Consider the following 23318-nt stretch of genomic DNA (forward strand, 5'->3'; position numbering starts at 1 on the left):
TAAGGTTTTAAAAAATATATTTCGTCCGTTGCATAGCAATATTTAACAAAATACCGATACTCAACATATTAGTAGTCAACGCACTGACACCATAGCTAAGGAATGGCAATGGAATCCCTGTAACAGGCATAATACCAATAGTCATACCTACATTAACGAGTACCTCAAAGGTAAACATGGTAGCAATACCTGTAGCTAATAACATACCAAAATTATCATTGCACATATACGCCACTTTAATGCTGCGATAAATAAGCATAAAGAGTAATAATAATACTATGATACAGCCTACAAAGCCAAATTCTTCACCAATAACGGAGAAAATAAAATCCGTATGGTTTTCTGGTAAGAAGTTCAACTGACTTTGAGTACCATTGAAGAGTCCCTTACCAAAAATCAAACCAGAACCAATAGCAATCTTAGATTGAATAATATGATAGCCAGATCCAAACGGATCAATATCTGGATTTAAAAATACGAGAATACGTTGTTTTTGGTATTCTTTCAGTACAAACCAGCCTAAAGGCATCAATAATAAACCAGTGCCTGCAATGATTTTTATGAGTCTAGTTTTAATGCCAGAGATAAATAACATACCCACAAAAATAGCAATATACACAAGCGATGTACCTAAGTCAGGTTGTAAAAATACAAGTCCAATAGGTACCCCAACATATAATACAGGCAATATTAAAGACTTAAATGTATCTAACTTGCCAATACGAGGCTCTAGCATTTTGGCCATACAGATAATCATCAATAATTTAGAAAATTCTGATGGCTGAATGGTAATAGGACCCAGTTGAATCCACCGTTGAGCACCCAATGCAGATGTACCAACGGCCATAACGGCAATTAACATCAAAAGGGTAATGCCATAAATGATATTGCCCCAATCCTTTAACCGATGGTAGTTAAGAAATTGCATGCCTATCACAACAGCTGCATTAGCAAGGAAAAATATAAGTTGCTTTACTACTAAACTACCAAATCCAATAGGCTCTTGATTAACATGAGTTGCACTGCCAATAGCTGCTAAGCCAATGCAAACCAGTAGAAAAGTACATATGATAATAGCCCAGTCGCTATCATTCCATAGTTTCCGCCACATCATATCACCTATTTCAATTTACGACGGCGCCATAAACTTTGCTTACCTTGCACTAATAAACGCTGAGTAGTCCATCCACCGCGATTAATATACAAAACAGTATTCGAATCTTCAAAGATAGACTCACCAGCTGAAGCAAGAGTCGGTGTACATGATTCTTCTTTAGCCGCTTTTTTCTTAGTTACATAGGCATCAAATTGTTTTTGTACATCATAATCTTCCCAACAATCGCCTGTCACAACATAGTCTACAAGAGGTGCTAATACATTACGAAACTCATGAGAAGCAAGGTCTAACAAATGACCATCTTGTGTATATGTTAGGATATCTTCATCATAAGGAATCATAGCCCCTACATACTCGGCGCGAAGGACTTCCAACATATCATATAAATCTATGTCTTCACCATCTACTGGCACTGCATTAAAGGCAATAGCAAAGTCGCGAATATTATGTTCTTGACACACTTGAATCATACGCGCCCCATTGCGCAAGGATACCCACAATGGATGTGTCACAACGATACAACGACTCACAAGATCTAAAATTGACTCAATGCCCTTACCAATCCCTGCTGGTGCATCAATCAGAATATAGTCATATACATCACAAAGTCGACGAACTAATTTCTTATACTTCTTTCGACCTATATCTTCCCAGCGTGCACTTTGACTAGCCGGTAAGAAATCTAGATTTTCTGCAATTGATACAATAGCATCATCTGTATATTCTTTATCTTCACTCGCATCAAGTGCATCATAGATAATTTCATCTGCCACGCCTAATACGAGATCCAAATCGCGCAATCCAAAGTCCCCATCACAGAGCAATACGCGGTGCCCTGCATGACTTAAGGCTGCACCCAAGCATGCAGTGACGGTCGTTTTACCTACGCCACCCTTGCCGGATACAACACCAATGATTTCGCCCATACTAATCCTTTCTTGGTTGCCCACTTGTTACTGCATTCTGAGGTTTCTGCCCATTAGGCGTATTCCCTACAGTTGCACTATCTTTATTACTTTTAGTATTTGTGTCATTCGTTTTTTTATTTAATGGTACATTGAAATATGCGGCTAGCACATCACGTACGATTGGACCTGCAGAGCCCGCACCAAAGCTACCTTGTTCAACAAGTGCAACCACAACAATTTGTGGCTTATCATATGGTGCATAGGCTACAAACCAGCCATGATCTCGGCCATGTGCATTTTCTGCAGTACCAGTCTTACCAGCTACATTAATTGGGAAGCCTTTAAATAAGTCCCCTGCTGTACCGCCTTCATTTGTAACATCACGCAAACCTTCTCGAATAAGGTCCATAATATTTTTTGGAACTGGTAGAATACCTAATTTATCAGGACCGAAAATCTCTTTCGGAGTGCCATCTTTATTATCAATGCGGCTTACCACATAAGGTTTATATTTAATACCACCATTAGCTACTTCACTGAGCAAAACAGCCATTTGCAATGGCGTAACTAAGGTAAAAGATTGACCAATAGCAGCATCGAAGGTTTCACCTAAGTACCAATCTTCATCATATACTTTTCGTTTATACTCAGGGCTTGCCATAATGCCAGACGCCTCACCTGGTAAATTAATACCAGTCTTTTCGCCAATGCCAAAATAAGCAGCATATTTATCGAGATTTTCTATACCAACGCGATTACCCATTTCATAGAAGTAAACGTTATCTGACTTAGCAAGCGCTCTATTAAAATTAAGCCATCCTAAGGCTTCACCTTCTGCATTTCTCTTATCGATCAACCAGTGCTTACCACTGTCAAAGATCATCTCTTCAGGAGTAACCTTTTTAAGATCTAACGCTGCTGTACCGGTGATAATCTTAAATGGTGACCCTGGTGGATATTCACCAGAAATAACCTTATTATCAAATGGATGATTTTTATCATTATTCAGCTGATTCCATTGAGCAGTTGTAATCCCTTTAGAAAACCAGTTTGGATTAAATTCAGGCGCACTGACCATAGCTAAAATAGCCCCTGTATTAGGGTCCATGGCCACCACTGCCGCCCCTTGTGCGGGAATACCTTGCGCACGCAATTGATCGAGCTGGTTTTTAACAGCTTCTTCTGCAGCCTTTTGTAAATTCACATCGATGGTTAGATGAATATTAGCACCTGGCACCGTATGTTTTCTATCTACTTCAGCCACGGGACGACCTGTAGCATCTACCTCAACTTGTTTACCACCATCGGTACCACGCAAGATAGAATCATATAATTTTTCGAGACCAGAACGACCTAAAATAGTACCACCACTTACTAGTGTATTAGGGTCTTGCTGTTTTAGCTCTTCTAATTCCTCTTCACTCACTTCACCAACATAACCAAATAATTGAGACGCCATCGTTTCATATGGATAGTATCGAAGTGGCTCAACATCAATGGTTACCCCTGGTAATTCATGACGATGCTCTTCAATGGTTGTCACTACGTCCATAGAAATATCATTAGCAATACGTATTGGCTCATAACCATACTTGTGATCATTAACCTTCTTTGTAATATCTTCAGGCTTCATTTTTAATAAAGCTGCCAATTTAGCAACTTCACCATCATCCAAAGCCTTTCCGGTAGGCATGATAGATATAGTATAGGCAGGTCGAGAGCCTACAAGAATTTGACCATTACGATCATACATAACGCCTCGTGCTGCAGTCATCGGTACCATGCGCAATCGGTTGCCTTCCGCCTTGGCTTGATAATAGCCACCAGCCAAGATTTGTAGCATAAACAAACGCAATGCTAACACTATAAATATGCCCGCTACAATGTAAAAGAGTACATCAAAGCGACTCGTTTTTCTTCGTTTATAGAGGCCTTCAAGCACTCTTTCACCCCCTTACTAATTTATTACCAAATATAATCTTGCTGTTCGTCCTTACGCCACAATAATCCATGTACGATGGCAGCCAATAGACCGTTCCAAAATAGTACTGGTATAACCATATGCCACATATATACCCCTATATGTAAATCTCCACCACTGGCCAATATCATTAAGCTCCGGATAAATCCATCAAGCAATGTACAAATGGCTACAATAGCACTGGACCAATACCAACGTTCTTCATAGAGTCGATGTTTCACTGCAGATAATAGGTAAACCACAAGAACGTAAGGGAATAAATGGAGCCCAAAGAAGTTAGATATCAATACATCATGTACAATACCACCTATAACAGCTGCCATCAGCCCCATATAACGACCTTTAAATAGTGTGACTATAACAATGGTGGTCAAAATTAAATTTGGCAACCAATTCGTATGAAAAATAGCAGGCAATAATTGCGCCTGTATAAAGTAAATTAAAAATCCACAGAGTACTAAAGCTAGACGCGTCATGGTTTAACGGCCCCCTTTGCCCCTTCAACTTGATCTCGTTGTGTTTGAGGTACTAGTTTAGGCTCAAGCCCTGGTTTTGGTGGTGCACTTACTGAAGATGATGTAAGGACAAATACCTCTTCTAAACGATAGAAGTCCACACTTGGTGTAATTACGGCATTCTTTACAAAACCTTCCGTATCATTTTCGATGGACTGTACATTACCAACAGGCAATCCTTTAGGGTAGATACCACCATACCCAGAGGTGATTAATTTATCCCCTACTAATACATCACCATCACGGGCAATATTTACCATTGATGGCGTACGAGGTGAGTCACCATCACCTTTTACGACGCCAGATAGGCGAGATTCAGGACGTTGTACAATAACACCGATTGCACTACGTGGGTCAAGAATGGTTTGTACTCGAGAAGAGTGAGGGTATACATCGGTAATAAAACCAACTACCCCACTTGGTACAACGACAGCCATATTGACAGCCATCCCTTCTTCACTACCCTTATCGATAGTGAAAGTATTTGTCCATGTGCCGTAATCCTTTGTAATAATACCGGCTAAAGTCATGGAGAATTCCGGATGATTGCTCTTATAGTTGAGCAATTGACGAAGTCGAATATTTTCTGCTACTACTTCATCATAGTTAACAACCTTTTGTTCTAATGCAGCCTTGCGAGATGCTGCCTCATCACTTTCAATAGTTGCAGAAATAGCATTATTGAGCACTGTAAAACCGGTTTGTACACCGTCAAGCAAACGGGCAGATCCATAAGCAAATGGCGTTGTAATACCTTCAAGAGTGACAGTAACAAAAGGAATACTAGTTCGTTGTTTCCATGCAAATCCGAGCAACGCTAATAGGATACAGCTAATGACAACAACGATAATTAACTTTTTATCTGACTGTATCATATTAGTCTTGGCCCTTTCTATTTTTAGAATTCACAATAAATCGTGATAAGCTCACCAAGTCAGATGAAGCCCCGTTAAGGCCCACAACGACTTTTGTCTCTGGTGCATCTGGAACATGTACAGGCACACCTAACTCGCCCCCGATACGCTCAGCCAAACCCGACAGTTGCGCAGTACCACCAGTTAGATATATTCCATATTGCATAATATCTGCTACAATCTCAGGTTCAGCAGAACGAATCATTTGTTTCACTTCATCTAAAAGGCCCGCAATACAGTCATTAACAACTTGATATACCTCTGACTGATGAATAACACAACGTCTGCCTAAACCATTCATCATATCACGACCTTGAAAGGCATATTCGGCATCTTCTAAAGGTGCCATAGCAGTGCCTACTGTATGTTTAATATCTTCTATAATTTCTTCAGAAACGATAACCCCAAAACACTCACGTACATAGCGTAGCAATGCATTATTGATATCTGAGCCACCGAAGCGAATCGTTTTACTGTCTACAATGCCGCCCAATGAAACAATACCCATATCGACAGTGCCACCACCAATATCAATGACCATAGATCCACGAGCTTCAAAGATAGGTGCGCCGCAACCAATGGCTGCAGCGACAGGTCGTTCGATAAGAAATACTTCGCGTGCTCCGGCCTGAATAACAGCATCCATCATCGCTCTTTGCTCAACGTCGGTCATCCCACAAGGAACACCAACAAGAACTCGAGCGCGGCGCAATGCATTAGACACTTTATTCAGAAAATAGTTAAGCATCGTGTGCATAACTCGATAGTCCACAATAAATCCATCTTTTAATGGTGTCAAAGGGCGCCACATATCGGGCATACGCAATACAAGACGTGCCGCTTCATCCCCAACGGCTACTACTTTTTCTTGTTTTGTATCAGTTGCTATAATAGATGGTTCGCTTATAACAGTTCCTCGCGTCCCCCCCATGAGGCGCGTCTGTATGGACCCAATATCTATACTTACATCTTTTCCTAGAGTAGGTAAAATGGAACTCATAGTAAAATCTCCTTCATTACATCATCATTCCATTTTACCACATATAATGCGACTTTTTCTATTAATATCAAGGCTTTTACCATTGTTAAAAGCACAGAAAATGCATAATTCAAGTACCCTTAAGTCATACATAATTTACACACTCATAAGTAATACATTACAAAGCTACCTATAGGTCGAACAAAATAGAAAAAGCACCCATATCATGATGCATTCTCTATTTACTAGACATAATAAAGAACGCATCATTATGAGTGCTTATTTACTGATACAACAAACTATAAAGCCATTATTATACATTTTAAAACTTATCATATAAGGATAACTTAACTGAGTTTACCGATTTCACTAAGGCTAGTGAATTCATTATCACCAATGACGATATGATCTAACACAGGTATCCCCATGAACTGACCTGCACTGACAAATAACTTGGTTAGTCGTATATCTTCATCACTAGGACGACTATCGCCAGATGGATGATTATGTATTAAGATAATGGCCGCCGCATTACACGCTATGGCCTTCTTAAAAACAGCACGTTGCTCTACGAGACTAGATACTAGACCGCCATTAGAAATATGTTCTAATTGAATCAATTTATTTCGTGACGTCAACATAGCTGCCCATACATGCTCAACATCTTCGTGACGTAAACGCTCCATTACATATTGGGCTATAACAAAGGGCTGTGAAAAATCTTCGTAAGTTTCCTTGATTTTAAGCTCTCCCAAGCGCCGCCCCATCTCAAGAGCTGCACATAAGGTCACCGCTTTATCTGTACCAATACCCTTGATTTTAACGAGTTCTCCAACGGTCATTCGATTTAAACCATATACGCCATCATCAAAGGATTGTACGATATCGTTAGCTAAGGAAATGGCGGACTGCCCCTTTACCCCTGTTCGTAATAAAATAGCTAATAGTTCCTCCATCGCCATATGGGATGGCCCTAGGGTAAGAAACTTCTCTCGCGGCCGTTGAAACGGCAACATGTCTTTTACACTTACTGTTGGTACTTCCATAGAATCTCTCCATTCAAATAGATAACACCATCTATCGATCAAGCAACCAACACATCTACTCTCTTTATATATTACTTGTACAGCACAGCACAGCACAGCACAGCACAGCACAGCACAGCACAGCCAATTATAATATTATTGCTACAAAGCGATAGTATTATTTAGCGCCTAATGCCTTGCATAGTTCATCATACACATGCTCAACAGGCAAGCCCACCACATTGGTATAAGAGCCTTCAATCTTTTCTACCCATAAAGCACCTTTACCTTGTATACCATAGGCGCCAGCCTTATCCATAGGCTCACCACTACTGATATAGGATTCAATTTCAAAAGGAGCTAACTTTTTAAAATATACCTTTGTTTCATTATGAAAAACTATTTCCTGATCTTTAATGAGTAAGGCTACTCCCGTAATAACAGAATGAACTTGGCCTGATAAACGTTCTAGCATATGACGGGCCTCAGCCGCATCATGAGGTTTGCCTAACACTTGATTATCTAGCACGACAATCGTATCTGCGCCTAACACAATACTACCTTCAGGGACATCTACAGCAGCACGAGCTTTACCTAAAGCCTGTGCTTTTACCATTTCAATGGGATCATCATATCCAGTATTAGCCTCTTCATAGGTGCTCGATACGACAATATGATCAATGCCAACTTGTGTTAATAATTCAGTTCTTCGTGGTGATTGGCTCGCCAAATATAATCCAGCCATTTGCACTCCTTTACGGTATAAGAATTTTAGTTAATTTAACTATTTTATTAATAAGACTAACTAACATAGCTCAGAAAATATAGATCACAAAATATAAATCAGAATATTTGTAAACTAAACAGTAATATCTGGGCCATCCTTTTCAGGAGTAGTTAACTTTTTATAGTACTCTTGTACATCTTCTCCGTGTTTTACCGCATCAGCACGCACTGCAGCATAGAATACAATGTCTGCTTGCGGCACACGGATACGCCCTGGTACATGTTCTTCTAAGATTTCAAAGAATTTATCATCTGCTTTCAGTAAAAGGCGACCATTTTGGACCTTATCACCCTTTACAATCGCATACACTAGAGACCATATAGGACGTGGATCAGATGTAGAACATTTTCTGTATTTATATCGATATTTAATATTCGTCAATAATTCACGTTCAAACTTAAACACCCCATCAATCATATCGTAATCTACTTCAAAATGGCGTTTTCTAAAGATAGAAGATTCTTCAATGACCAACTTTGTATCTGTCAAAATATAGGTATATCGGCTAACCGCCTGTTTCACAATTACGATTATGGCCATAATTTCAATAAAGTATTCAGCTATTAGCACAGTATGTAAATTAATGCTACGATATGTAGTGTATGCTACACCGCATAATAATAGAATGACAAAACATAATACTAACCACTCTGCACTTTTAGCACGTTGAGATTTTTCTTCATATAATACTGTCATGTGTTACCCCTTTAAAAGAACTACTACTTTATAACTATACATTCTATTATAAGGTATTCTAGGTATAAAAACTACAAAAACCCCGTCTATACCTAAGATATAGACGGGGTTTTATGACTCTATTAGTCACCTAGTTCAGATACGAACTATATTATTTTTTCAAAGATGCTGTAATACGTTGAGTATCGCGAGCAATCATGATTTCTTCGTTTGTAGGGATTACGAAGATTTTAACTTTGGAGCCTTCAGCACTGATTTCTTGTTCTTTACCGCGGATATTATTACGTTCAGAGTCAATACGAGTACCCAAGTATTCTAAACCGTTGCAGATTGCATCACGGTTACCGATACCGTTTTCACCGATACCAGCTGTGAATACGATAGCGTCAACACCACCCATAACTGCTGCGAATGCACCAATTACGCGGCGAACTTTGTAATGGAACATGTTCAATGCTAATTGAGCACGTTTGTTACCATTAGCTGCTGCTTCTTCGATAACACGGAAGTCATTGGACACGCCGGAAATACCAAGTACACCGGATTTTTTGTTCATTACAGTGTCTACTTCTTCGTAGTTCATGCCAGTTTTATTCATCAAGAATGGAACGATAGCTGGGTCAATATCACCAGTACGAGTACCCATGATCAAACCGGACAATGGAGTGAAGCCCATTGTTGTATCGATGGAACGACCACCTTTAATAGCGGAAACGGAAGAACCATTACCCAAGTGACATGTGATGATACGAAGGTCAGACATGTGTTTACCCATCAATTCAGCGCAACGTTGTGCAACGTATTTATGGGATGTACCATGGAAACCATAACGACGGATACCATAGTCTTCATAGTATTCGTAAGGAAGCGCATACATATAAGCTTCTTTAGGCATTGTTTGGTGGAATGCAGTATCGAATACAGCTACTTGTGGTACGTTTGGCATGATAGCTTGGCAAGCTTCGATACCTTGAATGTTTGGTGGGTTATGTAATGGAGCCAATGCGCAGCATTCTTCTAATGCTTCCATAACAGCTGGAGTGATCAATACGGAGTCAGCGAATTTTTCACCGCCATGTACTACACGGTGACCAACAGCGTCGATTTCGTCCATGGACTTAATTACACCATATTCAGCATCAACTAAAATATCAAGCAAAATGCGAAGAGCTTCTTTATGGTTCAAAATTGGTTCAACGCGTTCTAATTTGTCAGCGTTAGGACGTTTATGAGTGAAGATAGCATCTTGATCACCAATCTTCTCAAAAAGACCTTTTGCCAATTCTGTTTCAGTTGTCATATCAAGTAATTGATACTTCAAGGAAGAACTACCGCAGTTAACTACTAATACGTTCATCGATTAACCCTCTTTCTGTTGTGTAACTTGAATCTTGTTTTGAATTTCTTTGCTGATATCAGCACCTACCTGATCCTTTTCAGGATATTGGTAGACTATATTCCACAATACGCCATGATCTAAGAATACGTATTGAGAAAATCTAAATGTTTGCCCTTGAGTCGTATAGGTCACATCAAGCTTTTTAGCAGATGCGCCATCTAAAGCTACAGACTCTTCCTTGATGGTGCCACCAATTTTAGTAAACTCAGATTTGCTGCGGTTAACATACTCATCTACCGTTGGCAAAGGTTTGTTTTCACCAGCACGCAAAGCCTCAACCTCAATTACCATATGTTCTGTAACAGATCCATAAATATCAATAGGATACCCATCATCAGACATATTTTTTGTACTTTTACCCATTTCATAAGGTAAAGCAATGGTAATTTCAGATTGACCAACACGGATAACTTGATGGCCAAAACTATATGTATCCATTACATTTGTAGAGCCACATCCCGCCATTGCTAGTAGCGCAGCACCGAGCAGAGCCCCTTGTAATGTACGTTTCCAATTTTGTTTCATCATATACCTCACATCAATTCAGCATTTACAGTTAATTATAGCCTATAGAACAAATAAAATCTACAATAAACTTTAGTTTTACGTACATTTTTACGTCTATTTCTTCACCATATCCCCTCTTAAGTTCAAAATTTATTTACAGTACCTCTATGCTTTGTTACACTAACAATAATGAAAGGAGTCACTATGAAAACCATCGGTATTATTTGCGAATACAATCCATTTCACAATGGACATGCACACCAACTACATACGTTAGCTTCAAAATGCCCTGATGCATTGCGCATCTGTATTATGAGTGGCTCCTTTGTACAACGTGGTGAGCCGGCCCTATTCTCAAAGTTCGATCGTGCTCGTTGGGCCATTCTTGGCGGTGCAGATGTTGTTATCGAACTCCCTACACTCTATTCCTTAGGCAGCGCGCAACTATTTGGAACTGGCGCCATCCGTATGGTGAAAGCACTCTCTATTGATACCCTCTCCTTTGGTTCTGAAACTACTAATCTAAATACGCTCATAGGTATAGCCAAACGTATGGATTGTGAAAGTACCCAAAATGAGTTACGAAATTATTTAAATGAAGGAATGTCCTATGGAACGGCCTTCCGTAAAGCCTTAGGCTCTGAAATGCTTAGCACACCTAATGCCTTATTAGGGCTAGAATATATACGAGCTGGATTAAAATATCACCCAGATTTAGCGTATATTCCTATTCAGCGTACCTCTGATCACCATAACAAAACTATCAATCAAGAGTTGTCATCAGGTACAGCATTGCGGCAACTCATCACAACGGCTACTCCTTTAGATATGTATTCAGCACTTCAAGTTGCTATCCCAACACCGATTCTAGATGATATGACTCATAGAATCACAACTGGTGACTATGTCGATTACAGTCGATACCATGATATGGTTCATATGTTGAGTCGCCGCATTTCGGCAAGTGAATTAGAACGATTCGTCGATTTCACAGAAGGTATCGAGCACTTATGGTTAAAAGCAGCACAACAGCCTTCATGGGAATCTGCCATTGAGCAAATAAAATCCAAGCGCTACACCTACGCCCGTTTACAGCGCATGGGTGCATATCTTACATTAGGCATTACGAAAGACTTGATAAATATCGCTATGCAAGACGGTCCTCAATACGCTAGATTACTAGCCTTTAACGACAGAGGACGTCAATGGCTGAGGACTAAACATGACATTCCACTCATTCAAAAATGGGCTAAAGCACCTACTCAGCTCAATAATCTTGGAAAATCTATGCATCATATAGATACACTAGCTACAGATATACAAGCCTTATGTTTCCATAATAAAGGTAAACGTATAGGGCATACAGACTATACCTATACACCGCAATATATCAAATAAAAAGTATAATTTTAATTTAAGCAAAAAAGGGGTTACAATACAGATTATTCCTGTATTGTAACCCCTTCTTCACCATCTAAGTCTTCTACGGCAACTCGTACACTTTCAAGATGTGATGTAGGAATATTTTTACCCACATAGTCTGCGCGAATCGGCAATTCACGATGACCACGGTCCACGAGAACTGCTAATTGAATAGATTTAGGTCTACCAGATGTCATCAATGCATTTAACGCTGCACGAATAGTACGCCCTGTGTAAAGTACATCATCCACGAGAATGATTGTTTTCTCCGTTGTATCAATCGTACATGGTTTCCCCTCTTTTTGGCGAGCATCACGATCATCACGATACATAGCAACATTGAGTGATTCACATTCAATACGAATACCTTCAATGCGTTCGATTTCGGCCTGCAAACGTTTTGCCAAAATAACACCACGTCGTTCAATGCCTACAATAAGAGCATTAGATAAGCCTTTATTACGTTCTAGGATTTCGTGACTAATACGACGAATCGCGCGCATAATAGCATCTTGATCCATCAATAAGCGTTTCTTTTCCATATATACGCCCTTATAGCACAGAGTTCTCTATGCCCCTTTACAAATATAGTTAGAAGATTATTTAGTAAACCACAATATAAGACAGTTATTTCATTTGCATGTATTTACGTTTGTCTACGTTTGTCTATGTTTCTTTACATTTCGTTTGATTTCTTTTCATTTTTTCGCTTATTTACGCTTATCTTCTCGATATGTTTTAGCAAACTCTATACATGCTTTGAAGTCATCTGGAAGAGGCGCCTCAAAATGCATACTTTCACCTGTAATAGGATGTTTTACATCTAAAGATTTAGAGTGCAATGCCTGTCCTTCAATAGGAAAATCCATACGACGGTAACCATAGAACGGATCATTAACAACAGGATGTCCAATATGAGCAAAATGTACACGAATTTGATGTGTGCGCCCAGTCTCTAAATTACATTCAACCAAGGTTTGATGTCCAAATCGTTCAACCACGTTAAAGTGAGTGACTGCATCCTTACTATTTTCAAAGACAACAGCCATTTTCATACGATCCTTAGGATGTCTTCCAATAGGAGCTTTAATAGTACCCTTTTCTTCTACAATATTACCTTGTACTAATGCTAAATATGTCCGTTTAGCAGAATGCTCCTTTACCTGCTCCGCTAAACCTATATGAGCTGCATCATTTTTAGCAGCCATCATAACACCAGATGTATCCTTATCTAAACGGTGAACAATACCAGGTCTAATCTCACCATTAATACCGGACAAATCCTTACAATGATATAGCAATGCATTAACAAGTGTACCCGAATAATTGCCCACCGCAGGATGAACAACCATACCACGTTGTTTATTTACAATGATAATATCATGATCTTCATACAATACATCTAAAGGAATATCCTCTGGTTTTACCTCTACAGATTCAGGCTCCGGTATCTCTACACGTACAACAGCATTTGGTGTAAGTCTAAGATTTGCTTTCCCTACCTTAGCACCTACTGTAACGTGACCACCTTTAATTAAACTTTGAATATAACTACGAGACCCTTCCATATGTTCTGTTAAGAATACATCCAGTCTCATACCGTCTTGCTCAGCATTTACAATATATTCGTTCATCCTCTACCTCTCTATGAGTTAAGTATCATATATTAATTAATTATATGTCATAATATATGAATTATTTATCATCATCTTTTAATGTAAATAAATAGTAGACTACTAAAGCTACGCCTACACAGATACCAATATCAGCAACATTAAAAATAGGCCATATACGGAAATCAAAAAAATCTACCACACCATGAATCATGTAACGATCAATGCCATTACCAATAGCACCAGACACTAATAAAGCAGATCCAATCTGTAAAGTCCACGGACCTTTTGATAAGCGCTTCCAATAATATGCACATGCGCCTAGCAAAATAACCGCTACCAGTAAGAAAAACCATCGCTGATTAGCAAGCATACCAAATGCTGCACCGCGATTAATAATATATGTTAAATGAAATACATTGGGTATAACCACTAAAGACTCACCTAACATAAAATGATTCATAATGTAATATTTAGTCCATTGATCTAAGAGTAACCAAAGAATTAGTATAATATAAAACAAGCTGTACTCCCTTATAATAATATATATCTTAATAGTCCTATTATACTAAGTTAAGCAAATTTAGGCAAAATAAAAAGCCCCTCAATGAGGGGCCGTTTAATTTGTGATTACTCAGCGGAAATTACAGATACTGGGCAAACGGATTCGCAAGAACCGCAATCGATGCAAGTATCGTTGATTTCATATTTAGTTTCGCCTTCAGAAATAGCAGAAACTGGGCAAACAGATGCGCAAGAACCACATTTAATGCAACCATCAGCAATAACTCTCATAATTAGGACCTCCATAAAAATATAGATCAGAACTTTTTATTATCATTTAGAAAGGCACTTGCCTCAACTTATGTTCTCATTATCACACAGTTCTTTTTGAAAGTCAAATGAAAATGATAAAAAACTGTATATATTTTTGCATATTACTTTTTCATTTTTATCATACAAAGCCTATGTTTATAGGTATTTTGATATTACTTTTCATTTAATTAATTGAATATGATATTTAACAAATGAGAATGTTGTAATTATCAATTTTATAAAATCCTAATCATTATAATAGGAATTTAATTATCAATATTTATTATCATAAAAACTATTTTTTTATTACAACAGATTTAACGCTTATCTATATTTTAATCTAACATATAAACTTCACTCTAAAAAAGGCCGAATCATACGATTCGACCTCATTTATATTTATAAAGTAAAGTAATATCTTTACTATTATTCACTATATAACAATAATACTATTTTTTTCTTATAGCACTTAGAAAGATGTTAAGAATGTTAGTGTACCTAAAATAACGCCTGCAAGGTTTGGTACGATTAAAATATAATCACGTTTAGGTGATTTTGTCCAACCATATAATACCCAGATCAAACAGGATACTGCTGCAAATAATGGTTGCCATGGTTGACTAGGTTGACCATGAAGATTAGCAATTATTTGTGGGATATAGGCTAAAAATACAAATACACCAATAAATGCACCAATAGAACCAACTAACATGTTAAATCTTTCTTTTGTCATAGATGACCTCCTTATTCAACATTACATTATTATATCTTACACAATATACTATATCATATTTTTTTCGATGTAGTCAATTGTGTAAAATTAATCATGCAAATTAGTTTAATTCATATTGCTTTTGATTACACTTATATGTAATCTATATTAAAATCATATAGGCTAAAATCATAAAAAACGAGGCCGAATCTTACGATTCGACCTCGTATGTGCTTTATAGTAGAGTAACCTATCCCCTATTATTTACCAGGGAAGAATGGCCATACCATTGGAATGATAATTAAGCTTACTACGAAGCAAACTAAAATCAATGGAACGCCGGCTTTTACATAGTCTGTAAATTTGTATTGACCAGGGCCAAGTACTAATGTATTTGGAGGTGTACCTACAGGTGTACCGAATGCACAAGATGCAGCAACGCCGATAGCCATCAATACAGCATGAGGGTCAGCGCCCATACCTTGAGCAATGGAGATACCGATAGGAGCCAACAATGCACAAGATGCTGTGTTAGACATAAATTGAGTCATAACACAAGACAATGCGAATAATACTGCTGTTGCAAAGTAAGGGCTAGGGTCAGAACCCATAACACCGATTACTGCATTAGCAATCATTTTACCTGCACCAGATTGGTCAAGTGCAGTTGCTACTGGCATCATACCAGCAAATAAGAAGATTGTTACCCAGTCAATAGATGTGTAAGCTTGTTTTTCGTTCAAGCAACCAGTTAATACGCAAAGCATTGCGCCAATAACTGCAACCATGCTCAATGGTAAGTTGATACCATAACCTTTTAGGAAGTCACCTAAAATCATAGCAATGATTACACCTAAAAGAATAAGACCAGAGTATAATTGTTTCTTAGGATCGTTAGAAATATCTTCAGCAGCTACTTCTTGTTCAACGTCGCCAGCATCTTGAATTTCATGTTTAGGCAATAAATGTTTACCAATAAGCATCATGAATGCGATTGTGGCGATAGTCAAAGGAATACCGATCCAAGCAAATTCGAAGAAACCAAATGGTTGTTCACCAAATTTAGTTAATGTACCACTTACAATAATGTTTGGAGGTGTACCAACCATTGTAATGATACCACCAATACCTGCAGCGAATGCTAAAGGCATCAATTGGCGAGATGCAGGAATCTTAGCAACAGCACAGATACCAACAACTACAGGAAGTAAAGCAGCTGTAGTACCAGTGTTAGATAAGAATGCGGACATAGTTGCTGTAACAACCATGATTGCTAGCATTAAGCCATTTTCGCTAGTACCAGCATGAGATACTACTGTTTCCCCAATTTTTTGAGCCAAACCAGTGTAGAACAATGCTGCACCAACAACGAACATGCCAGCAAACAACACAACTGTACTATCAGATAAACCAGAGAATACAACCTTAGGAGTAATAATACCCATAAGGCCAAGTGTAATAGCGCCGCCTAAAGAAGTAATAGCTAAAGGAATAATTTCCGTAACAAATAAAACAGCCATGACTGCGAGGACGATTAAGGTTTGTTCTGCAGTACCCATACATCATCATCTCCCTTCAGAGAAATGCACTGATATAGTTATAAGAGGTATAAAATATAACCTACGATACCAATGGCGGAAGCCATCAAAAAAGTAATCCCATATCCCTCTCTTGTTTTAGGATACCCAAAGAATAAGGTTTCACCTAAAAATCCTCGGCGATTAAACCAAGTATATTTAGTTCTGCGTTGAAACCATTTAGCTTTGCCTTCAACACCGATAATCAGTGCCGTAATAAAAAATACAATAAATGCCCAGATAAAACAAATCAGTATTTTTAATTCTACAGATAACAAGTGACCACCTCTACTAAATTTAAAGCACTAGAAGGTTATTGTGTGAATGCTTGTATCACCTAATGACCGATCTGAAAAGCATTTATTGCAAATATACCCTATTTATGCATGAATACATAGATTTGAAGGGTTTTTATATTCACCAATAGGTGTACCTAATTAGGCACACCTTGGTGAATAATTATTAAATTACTAGTGGCTGGACAACATAGCAAGCATTGTACCTGCTGCTACTGCTGTACCGATAACGCCAGCTACGTTTGGACCCATAGCATGCATGAGCAAGAAGTTAGCTGGGTTAGCTTTCGCACCTACAACTTGAGATACGCGAGCCGCCATTGGAACCGCGGATACACCAGCAGAACCAATAAGTGGATTTGTTTTACCACCATCTACTAAGCTCATCAATTTACCGAATAATACGCCACCAGCAGTACCACCGATGAATGCAACCAAACCTAAGCAAATGATAAGGAGTGTTTGCACGCTTAAGAAGTGTTCCGCACTCATTGTTAAACCAGTACCAGTTGCTAAGAAGATAGTAACAGTATTGATCAAAGCATTTTGAGATGTATCGGACAAACGATCAGTTACTCCAGATTCACGGAACAAGTTACCTAACATCAACATACCTAAAAGGGATGTAATGGAAGGAAGCAATAAGGAAATGAAGATCGTAGAAATAATTGGGAATACGATTTTTTCAAAACGTGTAACGTCACGCAATTGTTCCATAACAATTTCGCGTTCTTTTTGCGTAGTGAATAATTTCATTACAGGTGGTTGAATCAACGGTACCAAGGACATATAGGAATATGCGGCAACCGCGATAGCACCTAATAAATGAGGAGCTAGCTTAGTAGCTAAGTAAATGGATGTAGGGCCGTCAGCACCACCGATGATACCGATAGCAGCTGCTTCTTGAGCTGTGAAGCCAAGCATCATTGCGCCACCTAAAGCAACGAATACGCCGATTTGAGCAGCAGCACCTAAAAGCAATGTTTTAGGATTAGCAATGAGTGGACCAAAGTCAGTCATTGCACCTACACCAAGGAAAATTAAAGGTGGGAAGATTTCTTGGGAGATACCTGCGCTAATAAGTGCCATAACGCCTTCTTCGAAACCATTACGAGGAATATTAGCAAGTACACAACCAAACGCAATCGGACCCAACAATAAAGGTTCAAACTCTTTAGCAAATGCCAAGTACAATAGGATCAAACCTACAAGAATCATAATAGCATTGCCTGTTGTAAATGCGAGGAACCCGCTATCTGTAATAACGGATTGAATCGCAACAGCAAAAGCCTCCATATGCGTTCCCCTTTCACAAATATAAAATTGTTATATGACGCGGCTCAGCCGCGCCACACACAACTTGGTATTAACCAAGAACAACCATGTCGTCGCCAGTGGATACAGTTTGGTTAGCTGCTACGCGAACTTCAGAAACTACAGCATCATGAGGAGCTGCGATTTCGTTTTGCATTTTCATAGCTTCAAGGATCAACAAAGTTTCGCCTTTTTTAACTGCTTGACCAGCGGATACTGCTACAGATAAGATTTTACCAGGCATTGGAGCTTTTACAGTTTCAGCACCTGCTGGAACTGGAGCTGCTGCTGCAGCTGGAGCTGGAGCTGGTGCAGGAGCTGCTTTAGGAGCTGCTGCTGGAGCTGCTTTAGGAGCTGCTGCAGGAGCTGCACCTTTTACTTCATTAACTTCTACATCATATGCTGTGCCGTTTACTGTAATGTTGAATTTTTTCATTTTAAATTCCTCCAAAATGTGTAGTGTCTACACAATACTTATAAATTTTCTTTACACATATAAATTGGATAATCTATTAGATTATCTAACTGCCAATAATCTTATCGATTACCGCGCAAACGTCCTTCCATTTTCCAATTATAGCTTACGATTGGACGGATATGCGCGATTTGATCAGCGGAATAACCCATTGCCGCTAATGCACCAACGATTACTGCTACTACATCTTGAGATGGAGCTTTACCGTTAGTTGTTGTAGCATTGCTCATTACAAATGCCTCCTAAAATATTATTAACCTCTACCGCTTAAACGACCTTCCAAGCGCCATTTAGCACTGGTTGCTGTAGGTCGAATAGATGCAATTTGTTCAGATGAATACCCCATCGCCACAATGGCACCTACGATAGCTGCTACTACTTCACCTTCATTTTGAGCAGATGCATTTGGTGCAGCCACCGGTGTAGCTGCGGGAGCCGCAACAGGTGCACTTGGTGGTACGTCTTTTTTCTTCTTAGTAGGGTCAATCAAATGAACGATTGACATCAAAATACCTAAAAGAATCAACACAACAAATACAACTGTCATATTAATGGCCATGATTAACCAAGGATTGGTAGTAACTGCTTGTCCTTCCATAATCATTCCCCTTTCTAAAAAAGTAGTAAAGAAAGGTATCTCCCAAATTCGATGATCTTGTTATCGAATCGAATTATAATGGAATATTACCATGTTTCTTTGGAGCACGGTTTTCGCGTTTGCTTGCAAGCATAGCCAAAGCGTTGATAACTGCTGGACGAGTTTGTTTTGGTTCGATTACAACATCTACGAAGCCACGTTCTGCAGCTTTATATGGAGTTGCGAACTCTTCTACGTATTTAGCTGTTTTAGCGTCTTTGTCTTCATCTTTTTTGAAGATAATGTTAGCTGCACCAGCAGGACCCATTACAGCGATTTCGGATGTAGGCCAAGCGTATACTTGGTCAGCGCCCAAATCTTGGGAACACATAGCGAGGTAAGAACCGCCGTATGCTTTACGAGTGATAACAGTAATTTTTGGTACTGTAGCTTCAGAGTAAGCATACAACATTTTAGCACCATGACGAATGATACCGCCCCATTCTTGATTTGTGCCAGGCAAGAAACCAGGAACGTCAACGAAGTTAACGATTGGAATATTGAAAGCATCACAGAAACGGATGAAACGGGAAGATTTGTCGGATGCATTGATGTCCAAGCAACCAGCCATTACTTTTGGTTGGTTAGCAATGATACCAACGGATTGACCGTCAAAACGTGCGAAACAAGTGATAATGTTTGTAGCATAGAATGGTTGTACTTCATAGTATTCGCCATTATCTACAGTAGCTGCGATAACATCTTTCATGTCGTATGGCATGTTACTGTTATCAGGCAACAAGCTGTTCAAGCCTTCGTCTTCGCGAGTTGGATCATCGCCAGTGTCTACTAATGGAGCATCTTCCATGTTATTGGATGGCAAGAAGCCTAATAAGTAGCGAATTTGAGCGATGCAATCATCTTCGTCTTCAGCTGCAAAGTGAGCAACACCAGATACGGAGTTGTGAGCCATTGCACCACCAAGGTCTTCAGCTGTTACTTCTTCACCAGTTACAGATTTGATAACTGCAGGACCAGTGATGAACATTTGAGATGTGTGTTTAACCATGTAGATGAAGTCAGTCAATGCTGGAGAATATACAGCACCGCCTGCGCATGGACCCATGATTACGGAAATTTGTGGAATAACGCCAGATGCATTTGTATTTTCAAAGAAAATTTTACCGTAACCAGCAAGCGCATCTACTGCTTCTTGAATACGAGCACCGCCGGAATCATTGATACCAACGATAGGAGCACCCATTTTCATTGCTAAACGTTGTACTTTAACGATTTTAGCAGCATGCATTTCACCAAGAGAACCACCTTCTACAGTGAAATCTTGTGCGAATGCATATACTAAACGACCGTCAATAGTACCATAACCAGTTACTACACCTTCGCCTGGTAATTCTTTCTTGTCTTGACCGAAGTTAACACAACGATGTTTAACAAATTGATCAAGTTCAACGAAAGAGTTATCATCGAACAATTTAGCCAAACGTTCACGAGCAGTCATTTTGCCTTGAGCATGTTGTTTCTCAACGCGTTTTTCACCGCCACCAGCTTTAACTTTAGCTAGTTTTTCGTGCAATAACTCGATTTTTTCTTGCACTGTTGCCATTATAGCACCTCCAAATAAAACTTGTTACAGTATCATTTTATTTCATTAATAATTAAAGTTCAAGCATGCATACATATTTAATATATAACTCATGATTATATGAATATGTATATCTATTACTCATACATAATGATGTGAATTGGATACTGTATTATTTCATACGTTGACATAATTCAAGCAATACGCCGCCTGTTGCTTTTGGATGTAAGAAAGCAATGGAGGAACCGCCTGCACCGTAACGAGGTTTTTCGTCAATCATACGAACGCCTTTAGCCATCAAATCAGCAATAGCATTTTCAATATTATCAACGCGCAATGCAACGTGTTGGATACCATCACGACCGCCATTTTTTTCGATGAATTTACCAATAGGGCCATCTGGAGTTGTAGTTTCTAAGAATTCAAGTTCAGCATCGCCACATGGGAAGAAGGATACTTTTACTTTTTGTTCTTCAACCACTTCATCTTCAGGAAGATGTTCAATACCCAATGCATTTTTATAGAATTCTTTAGTTGCTGCTAAATCATTAACACCAATACCGATGTGATCCACTTGTAATACTTTAAAAGCCATTTCGATTATCTCCTTTATAAGGCTAAATCTCTAATGCTATGTAGTCGCCGTCTACTTTAGCACGCTTGTCATTACGCCGTTAACAACTGTGTATGGATCGCTTTCGCGTTCATTAACAGCTGCCACTTGGCTATTAAATTCGTCGCTTGTAACGATTTTGTCAGCTACATAACGACCAATTTGTTCATTAATCATTGCGATGATTTCATCACGAGTACGTTCTGCCCGACGAGATTCCAATTCACCAGAATCTTCAAGATACTCAAAATGTTCATCTAAAGCGTCGATGAGTTCATCTACGCCTTGGTCTTTACTAGCAATTGTGCGCTTAATCGGTGGGCGCCATTTTACTTCACGAGAGTCTAGGTCAAGCATCATTTCAATTTCTACATTCAAACGATCACAACCATCTCGGTCAGCTTTATTGATAGCAAATACATCGCCAATTTCAAGAATACCTGCCTTGATAGCTTGGATATCATCACCGAGACCAGGAACAAGTACAACCAATGTAGTATCTGCATTTTTTACGATATCTACTTCAGATTGACCTACACCTACTGTTTCAATGATTACTAAATCCATGCCAAAGGCATCCATGAGTTTTACAACGTCTGCAGTCTTTTTGGACAAACCACCAAGACTACCACGCGTGCCCATGCTTCGAATAAATACATTTTCATTTAATGTCAAATCATTCATTCGAATACGGTCCCCCAAGATAGCACCACCAGAGAATGGGCTAGTTGGGTCGATGGCAACGATGCCGATTTTCTTACCTTGATCTAGATAATGTTTAACAACTTTATCTGTCAACGTACTTTTACCAGCACCAGGGGCCCCAGTAATACCGAGAATACGTGCATTCCCTGTTTTAGGGTAAATAGCCTTCATAATATCAATGGCATTATCATACTCGTTTTCTACAGCTGTTATGGACCGTGCTAAGGCTAGTCGAGAACCTTCGAAAAGTTCTTTAACTAAATCCACTCGCCTCACCACCTATCTTAGAATATGGGAATAGAGGGGAGCCAACTATTCAGTTGTGCTCCTCTCTTGCCCAATTAATTATTTAACGTTTTCGTTGATGAATTTAACGATATCGCCAGTTGGTGTACCAGGAGTGAATACTGCTGCTACGCCAGCTGCTTTCAAGCCAGGGATATCAGCGTCAGGAATAACGCCACCACCGATTACAAGTACATCGCCCATGCCTTTTTCTTTCAAAAGTTCAACAATTTTAGGGAACAATGTGTTATGAGCACCGGAAAGAAGGGATAATGCAACTACATTAACGTCTTCAGAAAGAGCTGCTTCTACGATTTGTTCTGGAGTTTGACGAAGACCAGTGTAGATTACTTCGAAACCAGCATCGCGAAGTGCGCGTGCTACTACTTTTGCACCACGGTCATGACCATCAAGACCTGGTTTTGCTACGATTACTCTAATACGTTTTTCTGCCATGATTAATTACCTCCGAAATTAGCCGA

The 23318-nt window shown here is 39.1% G+C and carries 27 protein-coding genes; 1 reads left to right on the forward strand and 26 read right to left on the reverse strand.

Features of this window, described 5'->3' with window-relative positions:
* Positions 1 to 7 precede the first annotated feature (7 nt).
* The 11 genes from rodA to ACDF53_RS00440 all read right to left on the reverse strand — a co-directional run bounded on the left by rodA (position 8) and on the right by ACDF53_RS00440 (position 10846).
* Positions 8 to 1111: a rod shape-determining protein RodA gene (rodA, locus tag ACDF53_RS00390; protein ID WP_370816175.1), complete on the reverse strand. Its 1104-nt coding sequence runs from the start codon at positions 1109 to 1111 to the stop codon at positions 8 to 10.
* Positions 1112 to 1119: 8 nt separating this feature from the next.
* Positions 1120 to 2043, reverse strand: coding sequence for a P-loop NTPase (locus ACDF53_RS00395; protein WP_295220804.1), 924 nt, complete (start codon positions 2041 to 2043; stop codon positions 1120 to 1122).
* 1 nt (position 2044) lies between these two features.
* Positions 2045 to 3967 carry a penicillin-binding protein 2 gene (mrdA, locus tag ACDF53_RS00400; protein ID WP_213466890.1) on the reverse strand — a complete coding sequence of 641 codons (1923 nt, stop codon included), beginning with the start codon at positions 3965 to 3967 and terminating at the stop codon, positions 2045 to 2047.
* Between the two features lie 23 nt (positions 3968 to 3990).
* Entirely contained in the window at positions 3991 to 4482 is a 492-nt protein-coding gene (gene mreD / locus ACDF53_RS00405; RefSeq protein ID WP_060923980.1) for a rod shape-determining protein MreD, read from the reverse strand.
* A complete protein-coding gene (gene mreC, locus ACDF53_RS00410) occupies positions 4479 to 5396 on the reverse strand; it encodes a rod shape-determining protein MreC (protein ID WP_060923981.1) in 918 nt (305 codons plus the stop codon). Before mreC ends, mreD begins: the two co-directional genes overlap by 4 nt.
* 1 nt (position 5397) lies before the next feature.
* On the reverse strand, positions 5398 to 6435 hold the full coding sequence (locus ACDF53_RS00415; protein ID WP_060923982.1) for a rod shape-determining protein: 1038 nt from the start codon (positions 6433 to 6435) through the stop codon (positions 5398 to 5400).
* Between the two features lie 326 nt (positions 6436 to 6761).
* Positions 6762 to 7460 carry a DNA repair protein RadC gene (radC, locus tag ACDF53_RS00420; protein ID WP_370815163.1) on the reverse strand — a complete coding sequence of 233 codons (699 nt, stop codon included), beginning with the start codon at positions 7458 to 7460 and terminating at the stop codon, positions 6762 to 6764.
* Positions 7461 to 7617: 157 nt separating this feature from the next.
* Positions 7618 to 8184, reverse strand: a complete 567-nt coding sequence (locus ACDF53_RS00425) for a nucleoside triphosphate pyrophosphatase (RefSeq protein ID WP_370815164.1) — start codon at positions 8182 to 8184, stop codon at positions 7618 to 7620.
* 114 nt (positions 8185 to 8298) lie between these two features.
* Positions 8299 to 8922 (reverse strand): hypothetical protein, encoded by a 624-nt coding sequence (locus tag ACDF53_RS00430; RefSeq protein ID WP_105089433.1) that lies wholly within the window; start codon positions 8920 to 8922, stop codon positions 8299 to 8301.
* Positions 8923 to 9073: 151 nt separating this feature from the next.
* On the reverse strand, positions 9074 to 10279 hold the full coding sequence (locus ACDF53_RS00435; RefSeq protein WP_119209371.1) for an acetate/propionate family kinase: 1206 nt from the start codon (positions 10277 to 10279) through the stop codon (positions 9074 to 9076).
* A 3-nt stretch (positions 10280 to 10282) separates the two neighbouring features.
* Positions 10283 to 10846, reverse strand: coding sequence for a hypothetical protein (locus tag ACDF53_RS00440; protein WP_370816177.1), 564 nt, complete (start codon positions 10844 to 10846; stop codon positions 10283 to 10285).
* 186 nt (positions 10847 to 11032) lie between these two features.
* Here ACDF53_RS00440 and ACDF53_RS00445 point away from each other — a divergent pair, with 186 nt between their 5' ends.
* Complete coding sequence (locus tag ACDF53_RS00445) at positions 11033 to 12226, forward strand: nucleotidyltransferase family protein (protein ID WP_370815165.1); 1194 nt, start codon at positions 11033 to 11035, stop codon at positions 12224 to 12226.
* Between the two features lie 44 nt (positions 12227 to 12270).
* On the opposite strand, the gene pyrR is transcribed toward ACDF53_RS00445, so the two are convergent.
* From pyrR to ACDF53_RS00520, 15 genes are all read right to left on the reverse strand, one after another.
* Complete coding sequence (pyrR, locus tag ACDF53_RS00450; RefSeq protein WP_105089436.1) at positions 12271 to 12792, reverse strand: bifunctional pyr operon transcriptional regulator/uracil phosphoribosyltransferase PyrR; 522 nt, start codon at positions 12790 to 12792, stop codon at positions 12271 to 12273.
* A gap of 168 nt (positions 12793 to 12960) precedes the next feature.
* On the reverse strand, positions 12961 to 13884 hold the full coding sequence (locus ACDF53_RS00455) for an RluA family pseudouridine synthase (RefSeq protein ID WP_127161426.1): 924 nt from the start codon (positions 13882 to 13884) through the stop codon (positions 12961 to 12963).
* 61 nt (positions 13885 to 13945) lie between these two features.
* The gene (gene lspA, locus ACDF53_RS00460; RefSeq protein ID WP_039969072.1) at positions 13946 to 14386 is read right to left on the reverse strand and encodes a signal peptidase II; all 441 of its coding nucleotides are present in this window, start codon (positions 14384 to 14386) and stop codon (positions 13946 to 13948) included.
* A 107-nt stretch (positions 14387 to 14493) separates the two neighbouring features.
* Entirely contained in the window at positions 14494 to 14658 is a 165-nt protein-coding gene (locus tag ACDF53_RS00465; RefSeq protein ID WP_005386021.1) for a DUF362 domain-containing protein, read from the reverse strand.
* 490 nt (positions 14659 to 15148) lie between these two features.
* On the reverse strand, positions 15149 to 15412 hold the full coding sequence (locus tag ACDF53_RS00470; RefSeq protein WP_004696474.1) for a SemiSWEET family transporter: 264 nt from the start codon (positions 15410 to 15412) through the stop codon (positions 15149 to 15151).
* A 239-nt stretch (positions 15413 to 15651) separates the two neighbouring features.
* A complete protein-coding gene (locus ACDF53_RS00475) occupies positions 15652 to 16950 on the reverse strand; it encodes an SLC13 family permease (protein WP_105089439.1) in 1299 nt (432 codons plus the stop codon).
* Positions 16951 to 16988: 38 nt separating this feature from the next.
* Complete coding sequence (locus ACDF53_RS00480) at positions 16989 to 17246, reverse strand: hypothetical protein (protein WP_005377387.1); 258 nt, start codon at positions 17244 to 17246, stop codon at positions 16989 to 16991.
* A 192-nt stretch (positions 17247 to 17438) separates the two neighbouring features.
* Complete coding sequence (locus ACDF53_RS00485; RefSeq protein ID WP_370815166.1) at positions 17439 to 18560, reverse strand: sodium ion-translocating decarboxylase subunit beta; 1122 nt, start codon at positions 18558 to 18560, stop codon at positions 17439 to 17441.
* Positions 18561 to 18630: 70 nt separating this feature from the next.
* Positions 18631 to 19014: a biotin/lipoyl-containing protein gene (locus ACDF53_RS00490; RefSeq protein ID WP_105089440.1), complete on the reverse strand. Its 384-nt coding sequence runs from the start codon at positions 19012 to 19014 to the stop codon at positions 18631 to 18633.
* Between the two features lie 101 nt (positions 19015 to 19115).
* On the reverse strand, positions 19116 to 19283 hold the full coding sequence (locus ACDF53_RS00495) for a hypothetical protein (protein WP_004696483.1): 168 nt from the start codon (positions 19281 to 19283) through the stop codon (positions 19116 to 19118).
* Between the two features lie 23 nt (positions 19284 to 19306).
* Complete coding sequence (locus tag ACDF53_RS00500) at positions 19307 to 19651, reverse strand: OadG family protein (protein WP_039969070.1); 345 nt, start codon at positions 19649 to 19651, stop codon at positions 19307 to 19309.
* Positions 19652 to 19724: 73 nt separating this feature from the next.
* A complete protein-coding gene (locus ACDF53_RS00505) occupies positions 19725 to 21254 on the reverse strand; it encodes a carboxyl transferase domain-containing protein (RefSeq protein ID WP_295824491.1) in 1530 nt (509 codons plus the stop codon).
* A gap of 151 nt (positions 21255 to 21405) precedes the next feature.
* Positions 21406 to 21828, reverse strand: a complete 423-nt coding sequence (gene mce, locus ACDF53_RS00510) for a methylmalonyl-CoA epimerase (protein ID WP_005386012.1) — start codon at positions 21826 to 21828, stop codon at positions 21406 to 21408.
* A 51-nt stretch (positions 21829 to 21879) separates the two neighbouring features.
* Entirely contained in the window at positions 21880 to 22818 is a 939-nt protein-coding gene (gene meaB, locus ACDF53_RS00515; RefSeq protein WP_005386009.1) for a methylmalonyl Co-A mutase-associated GTPase MeaB, read from the reverse strand.
* Positions 22819 to 22896: 78 nt separating this feature from the next.
* On the reverse strand, positions 22897 to 23292 hold the full coding sequence (locus ACDF53_RS00520; protein ID WP_105094081.1) for a cobalamin B12-binding domain-containing protein: 396 nt from the start codon (positions 23290 to 23292) through the stop codon (positions 22897 to 22899).
* Positions 23293 to 23318: the final 26 nt, after the last annotated feature.

It is taken from the genome of Veillonella sp., assembly GCF_041333735.1.
Taxonomy (GTDB): Bacteria; Bacillota; Negativicutes; order Veillonellales; family Veillonellaceae; genus Veillonella.